At 36.2% G+C, this 18,377-nt stretch carries 16 protein-coding genes; 15 read left to right on the plus strand and 1 reads right to left on the minus strand.

Annotated elements, in window-relative coordinates; all coding sequences use genetic code 11:
• The first annotated feature begins 335 nt into the window (after positions 1-335).
• From lysS to lpxK, 15 genes are all read left to right on the plus strand, one after another.
• Positions 336-1,832: a lysine--tRNA ligase gene (lysS, locus tag VXK47_RS11115; protein ID WP_435548852.1), complete on the plus strand. Its 1,497-nt coding sequence runs from the start codon at positions 336-338 to the stop codon at positions 1,830-1,832.
• Between the two features lie 125 nt (positions 1,833-1,957).
• Positions 1,958-3,193, plus strand: coding sequence for a lipoprotein-releasing ABC transporter permease subunit (locus tag VXK47_RS11120; RefSeq protein WP_435548853.1), 1,236 nt, complete (start codon positions 1,958-1,960; stop codon positions 3,191-3,193).
• Positions 3,186-3,911 (plus strand): ABC transporter ATP-binding protein, encoded by a 726-nt coding sequence (locus VXK47_RS11125; RefSeq protein ID WP_435548854.1) that lies wholly within the window; start codon positions 3,186-3,188, stop codon positions 3,909-3,911. The genes VXK47_RS11120 and VXK47_RS11125 overlap by 8 nt, the downstream gene beginning before the upstream one ends.
• A gap of 9 nt (positions 3,912-3,920) precedes the next feature.
• Entirely contained in the window at positions 3,921-6,569 is a 2,649-nt protein-coding gene (gene bamA, locus VXK47_RS11130) for an outer membrane protein assembly factor BamA (protein WP_435548855.1), read from the plus strand.
• Between the two features lie 45 nt (positions 6,570-6,614).
• Positions 6,615-7,157 (plus strand): OmpH family outer membrane protein, encoded by a 543-nt coding sequence (locus VXK47_RS11135; RefSeq protein WP_435548856.1) that lies wholly within the window; start codon positions 6,615-6,617, stop codon positions 7,155-7,157.
• A gap of 118 nt (positions 7,158-7,275) precedes the next feature.
• Positions 7,276-8,307, plus strand: a complete 1,032-nt coding sequence (gene lpxD / locus VXK47_RS11140; RefSeq protein WP_435548857.1) for a UDP-3-O-(3-hydroxymyristoyl)glucosamine N-acyltransferase — start codon at positions 7,276-7,278, stop codon at positions 8,305-8,307.
• A gap of 68 nt (positions 8,308-8,375) precedes the next feature.
• Positions 8,376-8,822, plus strand: a complete 447-nt coding sequence (gene fabZ / locus VXK47_RS11145) for a 3-hydroxyacyl-ACP dehydratase FabZ (RefSeq protein ID WP_435548858.1) — start codon at positions 8,376-8,378, stop codon at positions 8,820-8,822.
• Complete coding sequence (gene lpxA / locus VXK47_RS11150; protein WP_435548859.1) at positions 8,819-9,589, plus strand: acyl-ACP--UDP-N-acetylglucosamine O-acyltransferase; 771 nt, start codon at positions 8,819-8,821, stop codon at positions 9,587-9,589. Before fabZ ends, lpxA begins: the two co-directional genes overlap by 4 nt.
• Positions 9,590-9,874: 285 nt before the next feature.
• A complete protein-coding gene (locus tag VXK47_RS11155; RefSeq protein WP_435548860.1) occupies positions 9,875-10,696 on the plus strand; it encodes an LpxI family protein in 822 nt (273 codons plus the stop codon).
• A 76-nt stretch (positions 10,697-10,772) separates the two neighbouring features.
• On the plus strand, positions 10,773-11,732 hold the full coding sequence (locus VXK47_RS11160; RefSeq protein WP_435548861.1) for a Gfo/Idh/MocA family oxidoreductase: 960 nt from the start codon (positions 10,773-10,775) through the stop codon (positions 11,730-11,732).
• A 34-nt stretch (positions 11,733-11,766) separates the two neighbouring features.
• A complete protein-coding gene (lpxB, locus tag VXK47_RS11165) occupies positions 11,767-12,876 on the plus strand; it encodes a lipid-A-disaccharide synthase (protein WP_435548862.1) in 1,110 nt (369 codons plus the stop codon).
• 11 nt (positions 12,877-12,887) lie between these two features.
• Positions 12,888-14,648, plus strand: coding sequence for an ABC transporter ATP-binding protein (locus VXK47_RS11170; RefSeq protein WP_435548863.1), 1,761 nt, complete (start codon positions 12,888-12,890; stop codon positions 14,646-14,648).
• Positions 14,645-15,829 carry an LPS export ABC transporter permease LptF gene (lptF, locus tag VXK47_RS11175; RefSeq protein WP_435548864.1) on the plus strand — a complete coding sequence of 395 codons (1,185 nt, stop codon included), beginning with the start codon at positions 14,645-14,647 and terminating at the stop codon, positions 15,827-15,829. Before VXK47_RS11170 ends, lptF begins: the two co-directional genes overlap by 4 nt.
• Before the next feature lie 19 nt (positions 15,830-15,848).
• Positions 15,849-16,913, plus strand: coding sequence for an LPS export ABC transporter permease LptG (gene lptG / locus VXK47_RS11180; RefSeq protein WP_435548865.1), 1,065 nt, complete (start codon positions 15,849-15,851; stop codon positions 16,911-16,913).
• A gap of 25 nt (positions 16,914-16,938) precedes the next feature.
• Entirely contained in the window at positions 16,939-18,066 is a 1,128-nt protein-coding gene (gene lpxK / locus VXK47_RS11185) for a tetraacyldisaccharide 4'-kinase (RefSeq protein ID WP_435548866.1), read from the plus strand.
• A gap of 78 nt (positions 18,067-18,144) precedes the next feature.
• Here the strand turns inward: lpxK and VXK47_RS11190 are convergent.
• Positions 18,145-18,377, minus strand: a 233-nt coding sequence (locus VXK47_RS11190; protein ID WP_435548867.1) for an integrase core domain-containing protein, incomplete at its 5' end; no start/stop codon positions are given.

The raw sequence follows: 18,377 nt of genomic DNA on the forward strand, positions 1-18,377 counted from the left end.
CAGTCGGGTATGCACTGGACGGTTAGTGGCGCAAATAGTATAATAGCTCTGCGCTGTAGTATTCTAAGCAACCGTTGGGAAGATTTTTGGGAACATCGGGCCGCAATCTGAAATCGTTACCCATAAATTTGTCGCACACCCATTCGATAACTTAGTCTTGACACTGTAATTTAAATAGGTTATTCAATTATATTTTTGTAGATACATTTCTACTCATGTTTGATAGGTTCCAAAACATATGAAAGGTACCAGCTACGTTTTATCTATTTAGCCATTAATATGAATGATGATCTAAAATAATGATGATCTAAAATAATTAAGAAAGTATTTTAACTATGGATTCAGAAAAAAAAAGCGAGTTGCTTGAGAGGAGAAGAAATAAATTATCTGAAATAAAAAGCTATAATATAAATCTTTTCCCTAATGACTATAAGGTGGTTCATTCTGTTGATGATATAAGAAATATAATAAGTGGTTTTCCTGAAACTAATACGGAAGATGATACTGTATTTTCTGTTGCTGGCCGTATTATGGCTATGAATAGTTTTGGTAAATCTTCATTTATCAGATTTAAAGACAGATCGGGACAATTTCAAGCATATATTCGTAAAGATAAAATCGGGGACGACTCATATAAGCTTTTTAAACAGCTTGATATAGGTGATTATGTTGGTTTAAAAGGTTCTCTCTTTAAGACTAAAACGGGTGAATGGACTTTATTTGCTTTTGAATTAAGACTTGTATGTAAGGCTATCAGACCACTTCCCGAGAAATTCCATGGTCTTAAAGATACAGAAAAACGATACCGTCAGCGCTATCTTGATTTGATAATGAATCAGAATGTTCGGGATATATTTGTAAAACGTAGCCAGATAATCCGGAAAATACGAAATTATTTTTTAGAAAGAGATTATATTGAAGCAGAAACACCAATGATGCAGCAAATTCCAGGAGGTGCCGAAGCCACTCCCTTTAAAACACATCATAATGCTCTAGGGATAGATCTTTTTTTACGTATAGCTCCTGAGTTGTATCTGAAACGTTTGGTTGTTGGCGGATTTGAAAGAGTCTTTGAAATTAACCGAAACTTCAGAAACGAAGGTGTCTCAACTCATCATAATCCTGAATTTACAATGCTTGAATTTTATGAAGCATATGCGACTTATCAGGATCTTATGGATTTGACAGAAAATTTATTTTCTAAATTATCATTGGAAATTACAGGTTCTACTTCAATTGTTTACCAGGGTAATAGCATAGATTTCAGCGGTAAATGGAAAAGGATAAGTCTTTTAAATGCCTTGGAAGAGTTTGGTGGCGTTGACCCATCTTTGATAAAAGATAAAGAAAAGCTCCTTAATTTCGCATATTCTAAAGGAATAAAAATTACAAAAGCTGATCGTATAGGTAAAATTATAACAAAACTATTTGATGCACTTGTCCAGGATAAGCTGATTCAACCAACTTTTATAACAGAATATCCTGTTGAAGTATCGCCTCTTTCAAGAAGAAATGATAAAGATCCTTCAATGACTGATCGTTTTGAACTATTCATAGCCGGTTGTGAAATAGCGAATGGTTTTTCGGAACTAAATGACCCGGAAGATCAAAAGAACCGGTTTATACAACAATTATCAATAAGGCAAGATGGCGATGAAGAAGCTCACTTTATGGATGAAGACTATATTGAAGCTTTGGAATATGGAATGCCCCCAACTGCGGGCGAAGGTATTGGTATTGACAGGCTTACCATGTTGTTTACTGATTCCGCTTCAATCAGGGAAGTAATCCTTTTTCCTCACATGAAACCTGCCGGACAGAAATCTAATTGATTATATGTGTCTAATATCTAAAGCCATCTTCAAAATAAGGTATCATTATTTAAAGTCAACTGCTCCATTTATAGATATAATACCTTCATTAGCCCCCGAGCATATAAAATCGAAGAAAATATATAATGTCATTTGAACTATTTATAGGTGGCCGATATCTAAGAGCAAGACAAAAGCAATCTTTTATTTCGCTCATTACAATTTTATCGGTTGTAGGTGTTATGGTCGGAGTCATGGCACTTATTGTTGTAATTGCTGTTATGGCAGGTTTTGAGACGGATCTTAAATCACGAATACTTGGGGTTGAATCACATGTTGTTGTAATGCGCCACGGAGGTGAATTTTCAGATTATCCTGCTGTTCTAAAAAACATCAGAAAAATTAATGGTGTAAAAGATGCCGCTCCTTTTATATATACGCAGGTTATGCTTAAATCATCTTCAGGGGTGTCAGGCGCTGTTTTAAAGGGCGTTGATCCAAAAGCAGAGGGAAGGATAGTAAAGAATCTTCATGCTCTATTGCTGAAAAATGATGAGCAGGAGATCAAAAACAACGGGTATCCCAATGCTGTCCCGGGTATAATATTAGGAAAAGAGCTTGCTGAAAAATTGAGAGTTTACAAGGGGGATAAGATATATCTGATATCTCCTGCAGGAATGATATCTCCGGTAGGATATTTGCCTTCAATGAAACAATATATAGTCAAAGATATATTTGAATCCGGAATACATGACTACGATGCGTCGCTTGCTTATATTAACATTGAAGATGCTCAAAAAATATTGAGGATGAATAAATCAATTACAGGGATAGAGGTTAATGTAATTGATATCTATAACGCCAGGAAGATAGCTGAAAATATAATTGATGATATAGGATTTCCATACTGGGCGAGAGACTGGATGCAAATGAATAAAAATCTTTTTTCAGCTTTAAAGTTGGAAAAGACGGTCATGTTTATCATTTTAACGCTTATTGTTCTTGTTGCAGCCATTAACATAGCAAGCTCCCTTATTATGATGGTAATGGAGAAGACAAGAGATATTGCTATTCTTAAAGCCATGGGTGCTACAGATATGAGCATCAGGAAAATATTTGTTTTTAAAGGAATGATAATAGGTTCGGTAGGAACCAGCCTTGGTGTTTGTTCAGGCTATATACTTTGTAAGCTTTTAGAAAAATATAAATTTATTGATCTGCCGGGAGATGTGTATTACATAACAACACTTCCGGTAAGGCTTGTTGCTTCCGATGTAATAACGATTGCTGTTGCTGCATTGCTTATCTGTTTTTTAGCAACACTATATCCTGCCCATCAGGCTTCCAAATTAAATCCTGTTGAGGCTATTCGTCATGGATAATATGTCTTATTACAAGCCTACTGACACAATTGAATGTAATGCTGATTTTTTAAAAGTAAGGGGGATATATAAAAGTTTTAACAGCAGCAGTGCTCATCTTGAAATTTTAAAAGATATTAATTTTGATTTGGCTAAAGGTGAGACAATGTCAATAGTTGGTGCATCAGGAATAGGTAAATCTACACTATTGCATATACTGGGAACTCTTGACTATCCTGATAGTGGTACAATCTCTTTTTTAAATGAAGATATTTTAAGGTATGATTCGGATAAATTGGCAAAATTCCGCAATGAATCTATAGGGTTTGTATTTCAGTTTCATCATCTCTTGTCAGAGTTTGCTGCTGTTGAAAATACAATGATGCCAGTACTTATAAAGGGCACAGGCAAAAAAAAAGCAAAAGAAGCAGCGGAAGAAATATTAATAAGAGTCGGGCTTAAAGACAGGATAAACAGCAGGGTCAGCGTTCTTTCCGGTGGTGAACAACAGCGGGTTGCTATAGCAAGGGCACTTATTTTAAACCCACTAATTCTTCTTGCGGATGAGCCGACAGGCAATCTTGATAAAAGAAACAGTGAACAGGTTCATGAGTTACTTATGGAACTTAACAGAGAGCTTGGCATGTCGATGGTAGTGGTGACGCACAATATGGAGCTGGCATCGTTTATGGCCAGGTGTGTTACAATAATTGATGGGCGACTTGTAGAAGCGGGTTGAGGAAAAATAATGAATAAATATATATGCCCGATTGCCGTTGCAGTGATGTGGTTGTTTCCGCTAAAGTCTTACTCATTGGAAACAGTAAATGTTATGGTATTGCCTTTTGAAGTAAATGCCAAGAAAGAACTTTCATATCTTAAAGACCAAGTTCCTCAGATCATTAAGAACCATTTAAAAGAAGACGGCGCTATAATTCTGGAACCTGATTCTGATATGGTTTTATCCGGAATGGAAAAAGCCAAAAATGATGAAGAAATAAGAAATATTGGTGTTAACGCAGGTGCTCAATATGTATTATGGGGAAGTATAACTTTAGTAGGTCAGCATTTCAGTATTGATGCAAAGATGATCGAAACTGTCAGAGATGCGCTTCCAAAAGTATTTTTCTATGAGGGAGAAGGAATAGAAAATCTTTCCGGTACATTAAAGGTGCTTTCACGCGAAATAGGAATGAAAATATTCAAACGCGATAAAGTAATAAAAATAATTGTAGGTAATAATAAGCGAATAGAATCTGATGCAATAAAAAGGATAATTAAAACAGAAGCAGGGGGTATGTATCATCCCCAAACTATACCTGAAGACCTGAAGGCTATATATGCAATGGGGTATTTTGATGATGTCAGGATTGAATCTGAAGATACACCCGAAGGCAAGATAGTTACAATCAAGGTTAAAGAAAAACCGAATATAAAGGCAATACTTCTTAAAGGCAATAAACTATTTGATGATGAAAAGATAAAAGAGGCTTTGGATATCAAAGCCGGGTCTATTTTGAGTTTTGTTGCAATTCAGAAAAATGTTGAACGAATTGAAAGTCTTTATAAAAATAAAAACTACCACAATGTAAAAGTCGAATATAAAATAATAGAACATGAAAATAATCAGGCTGATCTTGAGTTTATAATTTCAGAAGGTTCAAAAGCGTTTATTAAAAGTATAATATTTGAAGGCAATAAGGTATATCCAAGCGAAAAGCTTAAAAAACTTATGTCTACATCAGAGAAAACCATGTTTTCATGGATAACTTCTGCCGGAGATTTAAAAAGAGAAGATTTAAATCAGGATATTATAAAGCTTTCGGGATTCTATCAGAACAACGGTTTTGTTCAGGCCAAAATCGGCGATCCTCAAATTGATATAAAAAAGTCAGGGATTTATATTAAAATAAAAATTGATGAAGGCCCGCAATTTAAGGTTGGAAAAGTTAAAATTACAGGCGATTTAATACAACCTGAAGAAAAACTGTTTGAACATATAAAAATTAATAAGGAAAAATATTATAACAGACAGGTTCTGCAAAATGATATCCTTGCATTAAGTGATCTTTATTCGAATGAAGGTTATGCCCACATGGATGTTGTTCCTGAAATAGATCCGGATCAGGGCAAGCTGCAGGTAAATATCAACTTGGTAATCAATAAAGGCAAACAAGTTTATTTCGAAGAGATTACAATAGAAGGAAATACAAAAACAAGGGATAAGGTTATCAGAAGGGAGTTGAAGGTATATGAGCAGGAGCTCTACAATGGGGATAATCTGAAGAAAAGTATGCGTAACCTTCGGCGTCTTGATTTTTTTAAAGATGTAAAAATAAATACATCACCAGGAAGTTCGGATGACAAAATGTTGCTTAAGGTTGACGTTGAGGAAAAACCGACTGGGGCATTTACCTTTGGCGCCGGTTATGGCAATACTGAAAAAGTGTTTTTTATGGGTTCAATTTCCCAAAAAAATCTGTTTGGCAGAGGACAAATATTATCCCTGAATGCACAGTTAGGAAGTGTTTCAACTAAATTTATATTAAGTTTTACCGAACCATGGCTGTTTGATACGCAGCTTTCTGCCGGTATTGATTTATATAACTGGGATTATGATTATGATACATATAGTAAGAAAAGCAAGGGAGCCACTATAAGAGTGGGCTATCCCGTTTATGGTGATTATACCAGAGGATATCTTTCTTATGGTTTTGACCAATCCAATGTAACAGATATACAGACTGATGCTCCCGATGCCATTAAAGATATAGAAGGAAACAATGTATCCAGCAGTATAACAGCAACAATAAGATATGATTCCCGTGACAAAGTTTTTAATCCAACTGAAGGAGCAAACCATAGTTTTTCTATTCAATATGCAGGTATTGGCGGAGATATAGGTTTTACAAAGTTCAATCTTGAAGCAGGCTGGTTTATTCCTTTGTTCATGGATACTGTCGGATCGATACATACAGCTACCGGTTATGTAAGCCAAAACTCAAATAAAAAATTGCCTATATATGAACGCTTTAATCTTGGCGGAATAAATTCAATGCGAGGATTTGATTGGGAAGATTTAAGCCCTAAAAAATTAAATTCGGACGGTTTATTAACCGAAATCGGTGGAAATAAATTTGTCCAGTTAAATCTGGAGTTTATATTTCCACTTATTAAGGATGCCGGTGTCATGGGAGTATTGTTCTTTGACACAGGAGATGTATATGACAATAGTGAAAACGTAAAACTTGGCAATTTGCGTAAAAGTGTTGGAGGCGGTATCAGATGGTATTCACCTATGGGCCCGATGCGAGTGGAATATGGTTATATTCTTGATCCTAAACCAGGCGAGGGTGAAGGCGGCAAGGTTGAATTTACGGTAGGTACAGTATTCTAGCTGTGTTTATTTTGGCAGTTAATCTTTCATCATGAGGGGGATATAATGCGGTTAATTAATAAAATCGTTTTTGTCGGTTCAGTTCTTTTTTTTGTTCTTGGAATCTATGCTTATGCAGCAGATGCCGCCAAAATTGGAATCGTAGATTTCAGGAAAATTCTTGAGGATTCCAATACGGGAAAATCCGGTAGAGCAGAAATAAAAAAACAGGGAGAAAAAATGGAGGCAGACCTTAAAAAAAGAGGTGCTGAAATTGATGAAATGAAAAAAAAGTATGACAAAGATGCAATGGTGGCAAGCAAGGATGCAAGGGATGAGAAAGAGCGTGACCTCCAGACAAAATATATTGATTTTAAAAATTTTGAAAAAAAATATAATTCTGAAATTCAAAAGCTTCAAACTGATTTTTTTGTTCGCTTGAAAAAAGATGTTGATATTATTGTTGGAGAAATTGGTAAAAAAGAAGGCTATCAAATTATAATTGAAAAAAATCAGGCCGGAGTTTTTTATTCACCGGCTTCAGCGGATATTACAGATCGGATTATTCAGCAATTAAACGCAAAATCTGCACCGAAAGCAGGCAAATAAAAACAAGATCTAACGCAGGGTTATAGAGGCGTATTGCTGTCCCTGCGGGTTTGGTCGCAGTTTTAACAGGTATGCGTTCAACATGTAATTTGATTGATTGTATAAAAGGCCTACTATAATGGAATTATCACTTGCCGAAATTGCCGAAATTGTTGAAGGCAAAATTGTTGGTGACTCTAAAAAAATAATAAATATGGCAGCTCCTTTTGAAGATGCAAAAGATAACCACATAACTTTTGCAGGGACTGCCAGGTTTTTAAATCAAATAAAAGAAAGCAATGCCGGGGCAGTTATTGTTCCGTATGAATTTAATGAACCATCAAAAAACCTTATACAGGTTGAACAACCTTTTATTGCCTTTATAAAAGTATTGGATACTTTTCATCCGCCTTCAGGGCTTAGTTGTGGTATAAGTTCATCCGCCCATATCGGAGAAGGGGTAAAATATGGTAAAGATGTGTCAATAGCTCCAAATGTTGTGATAGGGGACAATGTTGTGATAGGGGACCGGGTATCAATATATCCCTGCTCGTATATTGCTGATAGTGTTGCCATTGGAGATGATGTTAAGATTTATTCCAATGTTTCTGTACTCGAACGGTGTAAGATTGGAAACAGAGTTATTATTCAGGCGGGTTCTGTTATCGGAAGTGACGGATTCGGTTATTCTTCCGATGGGAAAATTCATCATAAAATTCCTCATATGGGTATTGTGCAGATAGATGATGATGTTGAAATTGGGGCAGGCAATACAATAGACAGAGCGACTTTTGGGAAAACATGGATATGCCGCGGGGTAAAAACGGATAATCTGGTTCATATTGCACATAATGTTACAGTTGGAGAAGATACTTTACTTATAGCTCAGGCGGTGATCGGCGGAAGCTCTTCAATAGGGAAGCATTCAATTATAGCAGGGCAGGCAGCAATCGGTGACCACGTAACAGTGGGAAATAATGTTATTGTTGCCCCAAAATCAGGTGTTGTAAAAACAGTCCCTGACGGTGAAGTCGTTTCAGGTGCACCTGCAATCCAACATAAATTGTGGTTAAGAGCCCAGAATATTTTCCCAAAACTTCCTGAAATAAGAAGCAGACTTTTTGATATTGAAAAGCGATTAAACCATTTAGAGATAAATAAAGATAAATAAGTCAGAAGATACACCACAAAATATTTATTGTTTTGCCATAAATATTGAGTTTGATTGATGGAGAAAAAATGGAGAAAATTCTTGATGTAACGGAAATAATGAAGCTATTGCCTCATCGTTATCCGTTTATCCTTATTGACAGAGTGGTTGAGTTTGTTGCCGGAGAGAGTCTTGTTGCATTAAAAAATGTTACGATAAATGAGCCTTTTTTTTCAGGTCATTTTCCGGGAACTCCTATTATGCCTGGAGTTCTGATTGTGGAAGCTATGGCACAAGCCGGAGGAGTCTTATTTGCCGTTTCCAATCCTGATAGAAAATATGGGGATCCTATATATTTTATGGGTATGGATAAAGTCAGATTCAGAAAACCGGTTGTTCCCGGTGATCAAATTATTTTTGATATAAAAGTATTAAATATGAGAACTAAAGTTGTAAAAATAGCCGGGATAGCGAAAGTTGATGGCAAGTGTGTAGCTGAAGCTGAACTGATGGCTACTTTTGGAGAAAAATTATGATTCATGAAACTGCTATTGTTAATCCGGGTGCCGAAATCGATTCAAGTGTTGATATAGGTCCGTATTCAATAATCGGAGACAATGTTTTTATAGGTTCAGGGACAGTAATAGGTCCGCATGTTACAATAGATCCATTTGTGGAAATTGGCCGTGATTGCCAAATATTTCAGTATGCAGCGATCGGTGCTGTACCGCAATCGTTGAAATTCAAAGACGAAAAAACTTATGTCAAGATAGGCGCCGGCTCGATAATAAGAGAGTTTGTTACAATTCACAGAGGAACTGAATTTGGTGGAGGTATTACGGAAGTCGGAGAAGAAAACTTTTTAATGGCTTATACCCATATAGCACATGATTGCAAGACAGGACGCAGGGTTGTAATGGCAAACAATGCCACTCTCGCCGGGCATATAACTATTGGCGATTATGCTACTATAGGCGGTCTTGTCGCGATACATCAATTTGTTAAAATCGGAGAATATGCTTTTATCGGCGGGGCATCGGCAGTAGTTAAAGATGTACCTCCATATGTTATTGCAGCCGGGCCAAGAGTTGAATTGCATGGATTAAATACTGTCGGATTGAAACGCCATGGGTTTTCGCCCAACACATTATCCCTTTTGAAAAAAACGTATAGGATAATTTTTCGAATCGGGCTTACAGTAAATCAGGCTGTTGAAAGAGTCAAAGCTGAAGTCGAACAGATCCCGGAGGTTGTTAATTTTATTAATTTTGTTATTGCATCCCAGCGGGGAGTTACAAGATAACTAGAAGTATTTAAACAGAGTAGCAGATAGTCTGTCTGCTTGATTTATACTACACTTTGAGGGTTTAAAATCACATCGTTATATCCATAGAACCCGGGCTAATATCTTACCTAATGGTTTTTAATTCTTTGTAATTTTAAAACCTGCTTCCTGAAATACTAATAATGAAAGACTTGTAAAAAGCTCATCAACAGGGTAGAGGTCGGATAAGCCAATACCAGTAGCAAGAGTGAGGCAGCTTTGATTTGATTAAGCTGTAAAATATTATAATCATCAGGACTTATCGTGAATAATCTGAATAATAAAAAAATTGGGCTTATAGCCGGAAGTGGCCAGTTTCCCATAATTTTTTCAAAAATAGCTGTTTCCAAAGGTTTTTTGGTTTATGCAGCTGCTTTTATTAATGAAGCGGAGGAAACGCTTAAAGAAGAAGTTGAAAAAATCGAGTGGTTACATCTTGGTCAGGTTAAACGGCTGGTAAATTTTTTTAAGAAAAACGAAATAAAAGAAGTTGTGATGCTGGGCGCGATAAAAAAAACGAAAATGTTTTCCGATGTAAAACCTGATATGAAAGCTATATCACTTATTATGCACATGAAAAGCACACACGATGACGGTTTGCTCAGTGCATTTGCAGGTATGCTTGAAAAAGAAGGCATCATTGTTAAATCCTCAACATTTTTACTTCCTGATCTTCTGGCGCAAGAGGGATGCTGGACTAAACGAAAGCCGACAAGGTCGGAAAAGGCTGATATTAATATAGGTTTGCACATTGCAAAAGAGATAGGCCGTCTTGATATCGGCCAGTGTGTTGTAGTCTGTGGTGGATCGGTGCTTGCTGTTGAGGCTATTGACGGAACTGACGCTACTATAAGAAGGGGCGGAAAACTTGGAAACGGTGAAGCAGTTATCGTAAAGGTATGTAAACCCGAGCAGGATACAAGGTTTGATATGCCGGCTGTCGGCATCCAAACCATAAGTACAATGTATGAATCGGGAGTCAAAGCTCTTGCAGTAGAAGCAAACAAAGCCGTTGTATTTGATAGAGAAGATATGATTAGGCTTGCCGACAAGGTTGGGATAAGCATAGTAGCTGTTTCCATATAGAAAAATATCCATTTTGTTTCAAAGTGAATTAATAAAAAAACGCAAAAAGAATAAAGTATTGAAAGAAAATTATAAAATGAAAAAAATGCGTGTAGGTGTTGTTGGGGCCGGTTATCTTGGAAAATTTCATGCGGAAAAATATTCGCAGATGGATGATGTTGAGCTTGTGGGTGTGGCTGATATTGATGAACAACAGGCCACCAAGGTTGCAAAAAATGTTAACGCAAAAGCTTATAAAAATTATCATGATCTTATTGGAAAAGTGGAAGCGGTAAGTATAGTGGTTCCTACTCATGCTCATTTTTCTATAAGTAAAGATTTTCTGGAAAATGATATTGATGTTCTTATTGAAAAGCCTGTAACAACAACACTTGAACAGGCGGACGAACTGATACGCATTTCCGAAACAAGAGGTCTTATCATACAGGTTGGGCATTTGGAACGGTTTAATCCGGCTGTTCTTGCACTTAAAAAAATAGTCGGCAATCCAAGATTTATAGAATCGCATCGTTTAAGTACTTTTAAGGAACGCGGGACTGATGTAAGCGTGGTACTTGATCTAATGATACATGATATCGATATTATCTCAAGTCTTGTAAAATCGGAAATAAAAAATATTCATGCAGCCGGAACAGCTATTATAACGGATCAGGTTGACATAGCAAACACCCGGATGGAATTTGAAAACGGATGTGTGGCTAATGTTACGGCAAGCAGAATTTCTACTAAGAACGAGCGAAAAACAAGATTATTTCAGCGCGATGCATATATATCAGTTGATTTTGCTAATCACGAAATAAGCATTATAAGTAAAAACAGTGAAGAACAAAACAGCATTATACCTGGTATGGAAATAAAAAACCTCTGTTTTACAAAAGGAGATGCATTAAGAGATGAGCTGGCAGCTTTTGTTAAGGCTGTTAAAATGAGAGAAGAGCCTGATGTTACAGGTCAGGTCGGACGCAATGCCTTAAAGGTTGCGTTAAGTATAATGGAGCAAATCGAATATTCGAAAAAACATTTGATAGATCGTTAATTTTATGAGTCATTCCTTTGATGAGAAAAACATTATGATAATTGCAGGAGAAGCATCCGGTGATATTCACGGTTCCCGACTCGTAAAAGCTATGAAGGATAAAAATAGTAAATTGGTCTTTTTTGGGATAGGGGGAGATATGCTCAAAAAAGCCGGTGTCAAAATCATTCAAGATGCTTCAGCACTTTCTGTGGTTGGAATAACCGAGGTTTTATCCAAGATATTTTCTCTTATTAAAAGTCTGGCCGATGCGAAAAAAGCGCTTAAAACATTAAAACCCGATCTTCTCATATTAATTGATTTTCCGGATTTTAATCTTAAGATTGCTGCCGCTGCAAAAAAACTGGGAATACCTGTTCTGTATTATATCAGTCCACAGGTTTGGGCATGGAGACAGGGCCGGGTCAAGAAAATAAAAAACCTTGTAAATCATCTGGCTGTGATCCTGCCTTTCGAGAAAGAGTTTTTTGAAAAACACGGTGTTCCGGTAACTTATGTAGGTCATCCTTTGCTTGACGGAGAATATTTTACTTCTGAATATAACAAAAAAAGTGGTGTTCAAGAAGTAGGACTTCTTCCGGGTTCACGCGACAAAGAGGTTACAAAGCATCTGCCTGTATTGCTTCAGGCGGCTTCATTGATTAAGAAAGAAAAGGAAGATATAGAAATATCTGTTTCTCTTGCGCCAACAGTCAAGCGCCAACATGTTGAAAAAATAATGATAGAACATGGTTTTTCCGATTATAATATTATTACTGAAGGAATGGAGCAAATTTTTAAAAAATGTTCGCTTGTTATTGCAGTTTCAGGCACAGTCACACTGGAGGCAGCACTTGCGGGTATTCCCATGATAATAATATATAAAGTTTCTCCTGTAAGTTATCTGCTTGGAAAAGCTCTTATCAGGGTTTCAAATATTTGTCTTGTTAATCTTATCGCAGGAAGGCAAATAGTCCCTGAATGTATACAGGAAAGAGCAACGCCGGAAAATATTGCGGGGCAAGCCTTAAAAATGTTTAATAATCCGGAAAAACTCAAAACAATGAGAAATGAGCTTATTGGTATCAGAGATATACTTGGAGGTTCCGGAGCTTCTGAGAGGGTGGCCGATATAGCGTTATCAATGCTTCAAATATCAAAATAAGGTTTTTATAAATGGGTGCAAAAAAAAAATCATCATTTTTTAAACCAAGGCATATTGAGATTATCAAACTTGTCAAAGAAAGCTGGCTTACACTATTACTGGCTGTAATATGCCTTCTTGTGGTTGCAGGAACCACTGCCGCTTCGGCATATCTAATCAAACCCGCTCTTGATGATGTGTTTATAAAGAAAGACACCCGCATGCTCAAACTGATTCCGCTTGCGGTTATTTTGCTTTATTTTGCACGCGGTCTTGGAATGTACGGGCAGGAATATCTTATGAGCCGTGTCAGCCAGAATATCATAAGGCGCTTAAGAAACCGTCTGTACGACCATATCCAGGATCTTTCTCTTTCGTTTTTTCATAAAGAAAAGACAGGCACATTGATGTCTCGTGTTACAAATGATGTGACTGTAATTAAAGCCATGGTGTCATCTCTTATTACAACTTCCATAAGAGACTGCTTCACATTGATAGGGTTGGTGGCAGTCATATTTTATCAGATATGGGAACTCGCAATATTTGCTTTCCTTATTCTGCCTATAGCTTTTTATCCGATTGTATCTCTTGGAAGAAAAGTCAGGCGGGTCAGTAGAAAAGGCCTTGAAGCTATTGGAGATATGAGTTCATTTCTCCATGAAACCTTTGCCGGAAACAAAATAGTTAAAGCTTTCGGTATGGAAAGTTATGAAAAAAAGCGCTTCTTTGATAAAACGCTCAAACTTTATAATATTGAAATGAAGCAGGTAAAAGCAAGCTCGCTTACTTCTCCTATAATGGAATTTCTTGGGGGACTTGGGATAGCTTTTGTTATATGGTTTGGCGGTTCCAGGGTTATATCAGGAGTTTATACTACTGGTACTTTTGTATCTTTTCTTGCTGCTGTTGTAATGTTATATGATCCCGTAAAAAAGCTGAGCAAGCTTAATAATCAGCTTCAGCAGGGCCTTTCTGCTACAGACAGGATATATGATATTATAGAAAAAGAAACGGAAATTAAAGAAGATAAAAATCCTGTTGGATTAAAACGCAGTCCCCACAATGTAATTTTTGAAAATGTTTCTTTCAAATATGAAGATTTTATGGTGTTAAATAATATTAACCTGAAAGTGAATCCGGGAGAAATTGTCGCACTTGTCGGGATGAGCGGCGGAGGCAAAACTTCTCTTGTAAATCTTATTCCAAGGTTTTATGACGTCAGTGCCGGTTCTTTGTATATAGACGGAGTGGATATCAGAAAAGCTTCAATATCATCACTGCGTGATCAGATAGCAATAGTCACACAGGAGCCGATTCTTTTCAATGATACGGTAAGAAACAATATAGCCTATGGCAACTGGAATGCATCGGATAAAGATATTGAAATGGCTGCAAGAGCGGCATACGCTTATGACTTTATTCAGGGTTTTCCGGACAAGTTGGATACGATGCTTGGTGAACTCGGAGGACGCCTTTCAGGAGGAGAAAAACAGAGAATATGTATAGCAAGAGCACTTATAAAAAATGCTCCTATCTTAATATTGGACGAAGCCACTTCTTCACTTGATACGGAAGCTGAAAGGCTTGTTCAAAAAGCGCTTGAAAATCTGATGAAAGGACGAACCACATTTGTAATTGCGCACAGGTTATCTACAATTGGATATGCGAATAAAATTATTGTAATTGTTAACGGCTGCATTGCAGAGGAGGGAAGGCACGAAGATCTTATAGCTAAACAGGGAGAATATTACAAACTATACCGGATGCAGTTCGGAATCGGCGACACAAAATGAAAATCAACACAATTGTCAGTAGATATCTGTTTAAAGAGATATTGTCTCCTTTTGCTATCAATACACTTTTTTTTACTTTTCTGTTTTTGATGGCAAAAATACTTTTCATTACAAATCTTGTTGTAAATTACAACATGAGCCTGCCTAAAATCGGATTAATGCTTCTTTATATTATTCCCAATTTTCTTGTATTTGTAATACCCATGTCTGTTATGATGGCTATTCTTCTTACTTTTTTGCGATTTTCAAGCGATAATGAAATAATAGCTTTAAAAACCGGGGGAATAAGTATTTATGGTCTGCTTCCCCCAGTGCTTATATTCTGCTTTATTGGTTGCATACTTACATTTTTAATATCACTTTATGCAATACCGTGGGGAAGGCTATCAATAGAAAAGCTGACAATGGAAATTGCGCAGTCAAATTTTGAGATAGGACTCAAAGAAAGAACTTTCAATGATAATTTTAAAGATATTATGCTTTATGTTAATAAAGTTGATCTGAAGAAGGATGAACTAATAGATGTTTTTGTAGAAGATGGACGTTCTGAAGATATGGCCAGTACAATTATAGCCCCCAAAGGAGTCCTTTTATTTGAAGAAAACAGGTTATCTTTCAGATTAAGACTTTATGACGGGGTCATAAATCAGGTCAACACTAAAAATAAATCAGTCAATTCTATTGGTTTTGATACATATGATATCAATCTTGATCTGAAAAATGCCTTTTCGGAAATGGAAAAAACGGGGCAAAGAAAAAATGAAAAGAAGATGTATTTTTATGAACTTCTTGATTACATTGATAGTTTTAAGATAAAAAACTCAAGATATTATAATGCTCTTTTTGAGCTTCATAAAAAATTTTCCGTTCCTTTTGCATGTTTTGTTCTGGGCATTCTATCAGTAGCTCTTGGTACGCAGTTAAAATCTGCAACTCGTTCGTTTGGTCTGGGGCTTGGCCTTATTTTCTTTTTGCTTTATTATCTTATTCTTTCTGTTGGTTATGCATTAGGAGAAACCGGATTCTATCCGCCTTTTATTGGTATGTGGGCTCCAAATATATTGATAGGCAGCATAGGCATATATCTTTTTATCAGAACTGCAAATGAACGACCTATCAATTTTTCTGCAATTAAAGATTTATTAACAAGACTAAAATCATACTTTATTAAAGCATGTTAAGCTATGGAAAGATATACTCATGTCTATAATAGATAGATATTTAACAAAAGAAATTCTTAAATATTTTTGTATTATTATAGCTGCAATTATAGGGATATATATTGTAGTGGATTTCTTTGACGAAACAGAAATATTTTTTGAATCGGGACTTGCTTTCCCAACGGCTTTTTTTTGTTTTATTTCAAAAATGCCTATAGCTCAATTCATTCCTCTTAGTGTTTTATTATCTATTCTTGTAACATTTGGACTGATGAGTAAAAATAATGAAATAGTGGCGATAAAAAGTGGTGGAATCAGTATATATCATCTTTTGAGACCTATACTATTAATAGGTTCGGTATTCTTTTGTGTTGTTATTTTTCTGTCAGAGGCTGTTGTTCCAATAACGAAAAGTAAGGCGGAAAAAATTTTGACTCAGGCAAACCGGAAAAAATTCGCAATGGCCCTTAAAGAAAAAGATATTTGGATAAAGGGGCATAATTTAATTACACATATAGAATATTATGATTCATCAAAAAAGACTATCCATGGAATTAAACTTTATTTCTTTGATGATAAATTTCGCGTAGTAAGAAGAATTGACTGCGAAAAGGGTGTTTTTAATCAAGGTAACTGGATATTATATGATATTATTGAACAGAAACTTGATAAGAATAACAGTGAAATATCATTTCATAAACAACTTATAGAGCATCTCGTTTTTTCACCCGATGACATAGGTGTTGTTGCTGTAACATCGGAATCTATGAGTGCTTTCGAACTTTATGATTATATAAAAAAAATTGAGTCCGAAGGGTATGATGCAACAACTTACCGCACTGATTTTTATGCAAAACTATCTTTTCCCTTTATTTGCATAATAATGTGTTTTGTAGGGACCGGGATAGCTTTCAGGTTGGGTGCAAAAGAAAGTCTGCCTGTAAATATAGTATATGGTATAGGGGCAGCTTTTTCTTATTGGGTTTTTTTCGGTTTCTGTATCTCGCTCGGTGAGGGAGGTATTCTTAATCCATTTTTCGCAGCTCTTATCCCGAATCTGGTGTTTTTAGGGTTTGGTATATTTACGGTTCTTAACACCGAATAGCATTGTCGATTTGCGGACCCCTTTCATGAATATAATCAGAAAGAAAATTGAGGCAGTTATGTATTCGGGAAGACAGCCCCGGTTTTCCCCATTGGAATCAATGTTGTTTGTTTTTTCATTTATATACGGAATCCTGATTAAAATAAGATGTGCTTTATATAGTAAAGGCATATTTAAACAAAAAAAACTTTCGTGCAAGGTGATATCTGTCGGTAATGTAACAGTCGGAGGGACCGGGAAAACGCCCATGACCATATATCTTGCCAAAATGTTTGCCGGGCATGGCTATAAAGTTGCAGTGGTCAGCAGGGGATACAGGGGGAAATGTGAAAAAAAAGGAGGAGTTGTAAGTACCGGTAAAGAAATACTAATGGGGCCCGAACTATCCGGTGATGAACCTTTTATGATGGCAGCAAGGCTGGAAAATGTACCTGTTGTAGTCGGGCAAAACAGATTTAAATCAGGCCGGATGGCCATAAAAAATTTCGATATTGATATTATTCTTTTAGATGATGGTTTCCAGCATATTAAACTTTTTCGCGATATTAATATTCTGCTTTTAGATCACAGTCACCCTTTCGGCAATTATCACCTTATTCCCAGAGGTATTTTAAGAGAGCCCTTGGTATCGGTTAAAAGGGCCGATGCGTTTATCCTTACAGGATCATCTCCGGATGAAACAAAAGCAGAAAATTTTCTTGATAGTATTTCACAAAGCCGGGCAATTTTTGAAACTTATAGTTCTTATTATTATTTTAACGCCGGAAAGGAAATCAGTATAGATTGGAGATCAAGCTTTAAAAAAGACTTATCAAAAGATTACATTCGCATAGCCGGGAAAAAGGTTGTAGCTTTTTCAGGGATAGCGATTAATGAGAACTTCAAAAAAACTATTGAAGAATTTAAATGTGAACTTGTTGATTTTTACGGATTTCCCGACCATTACTATTATTCTGCAGATGATATTGAAAAAATATCTCAATCCGCAAAAAAGTCAGGTGCTCAATTTGTGATAACAACTGAAAAGGATTTTGCCAGAATGGGGGGCAAATTTGCATTTCCTGTTGATCTTATTGTTGTCGGTGTATCTGTTAATTTTAAGGACGAGAATTCTTTTAAGTCATTTATAATAAATAAACTGGTAAAAAAATGAAATGAAAGCTCTGAATGAAGCGGTGGTCGGGATTGTTTGAACAGCAAAATGCTTTTTTTTAAGTGATAAACTGCTTATTCAGGCTGCTGCCTCTTTCTTGGGAAGTGTTTCCCAGTAGACCATATCCGGTGTTTTTTTGTCAAGTTTTTGATGCGGCCGTTCATAGTTATATAATTCAAAATAGTTTTTAATTTCTTGCCTGGCTTCGGCAATCGAACCATAAGCCTTTAAATAAACTTCCTCGTATTTTACACTCCACCACAACCGCTCAATAAATATATTGTCCTTCCATCTCCCTTTGCCATCCATAC

The sequence above is a fragment of the Desulfobacterium sp. N47 genome, from assembly GCF_051233685.1.
Taxonomy (GTDB): domain Bacteria; phylum Desulfobacterota; class Desulfobacteria; order Desulfobacterales; family RPRI01; genus RPRI01.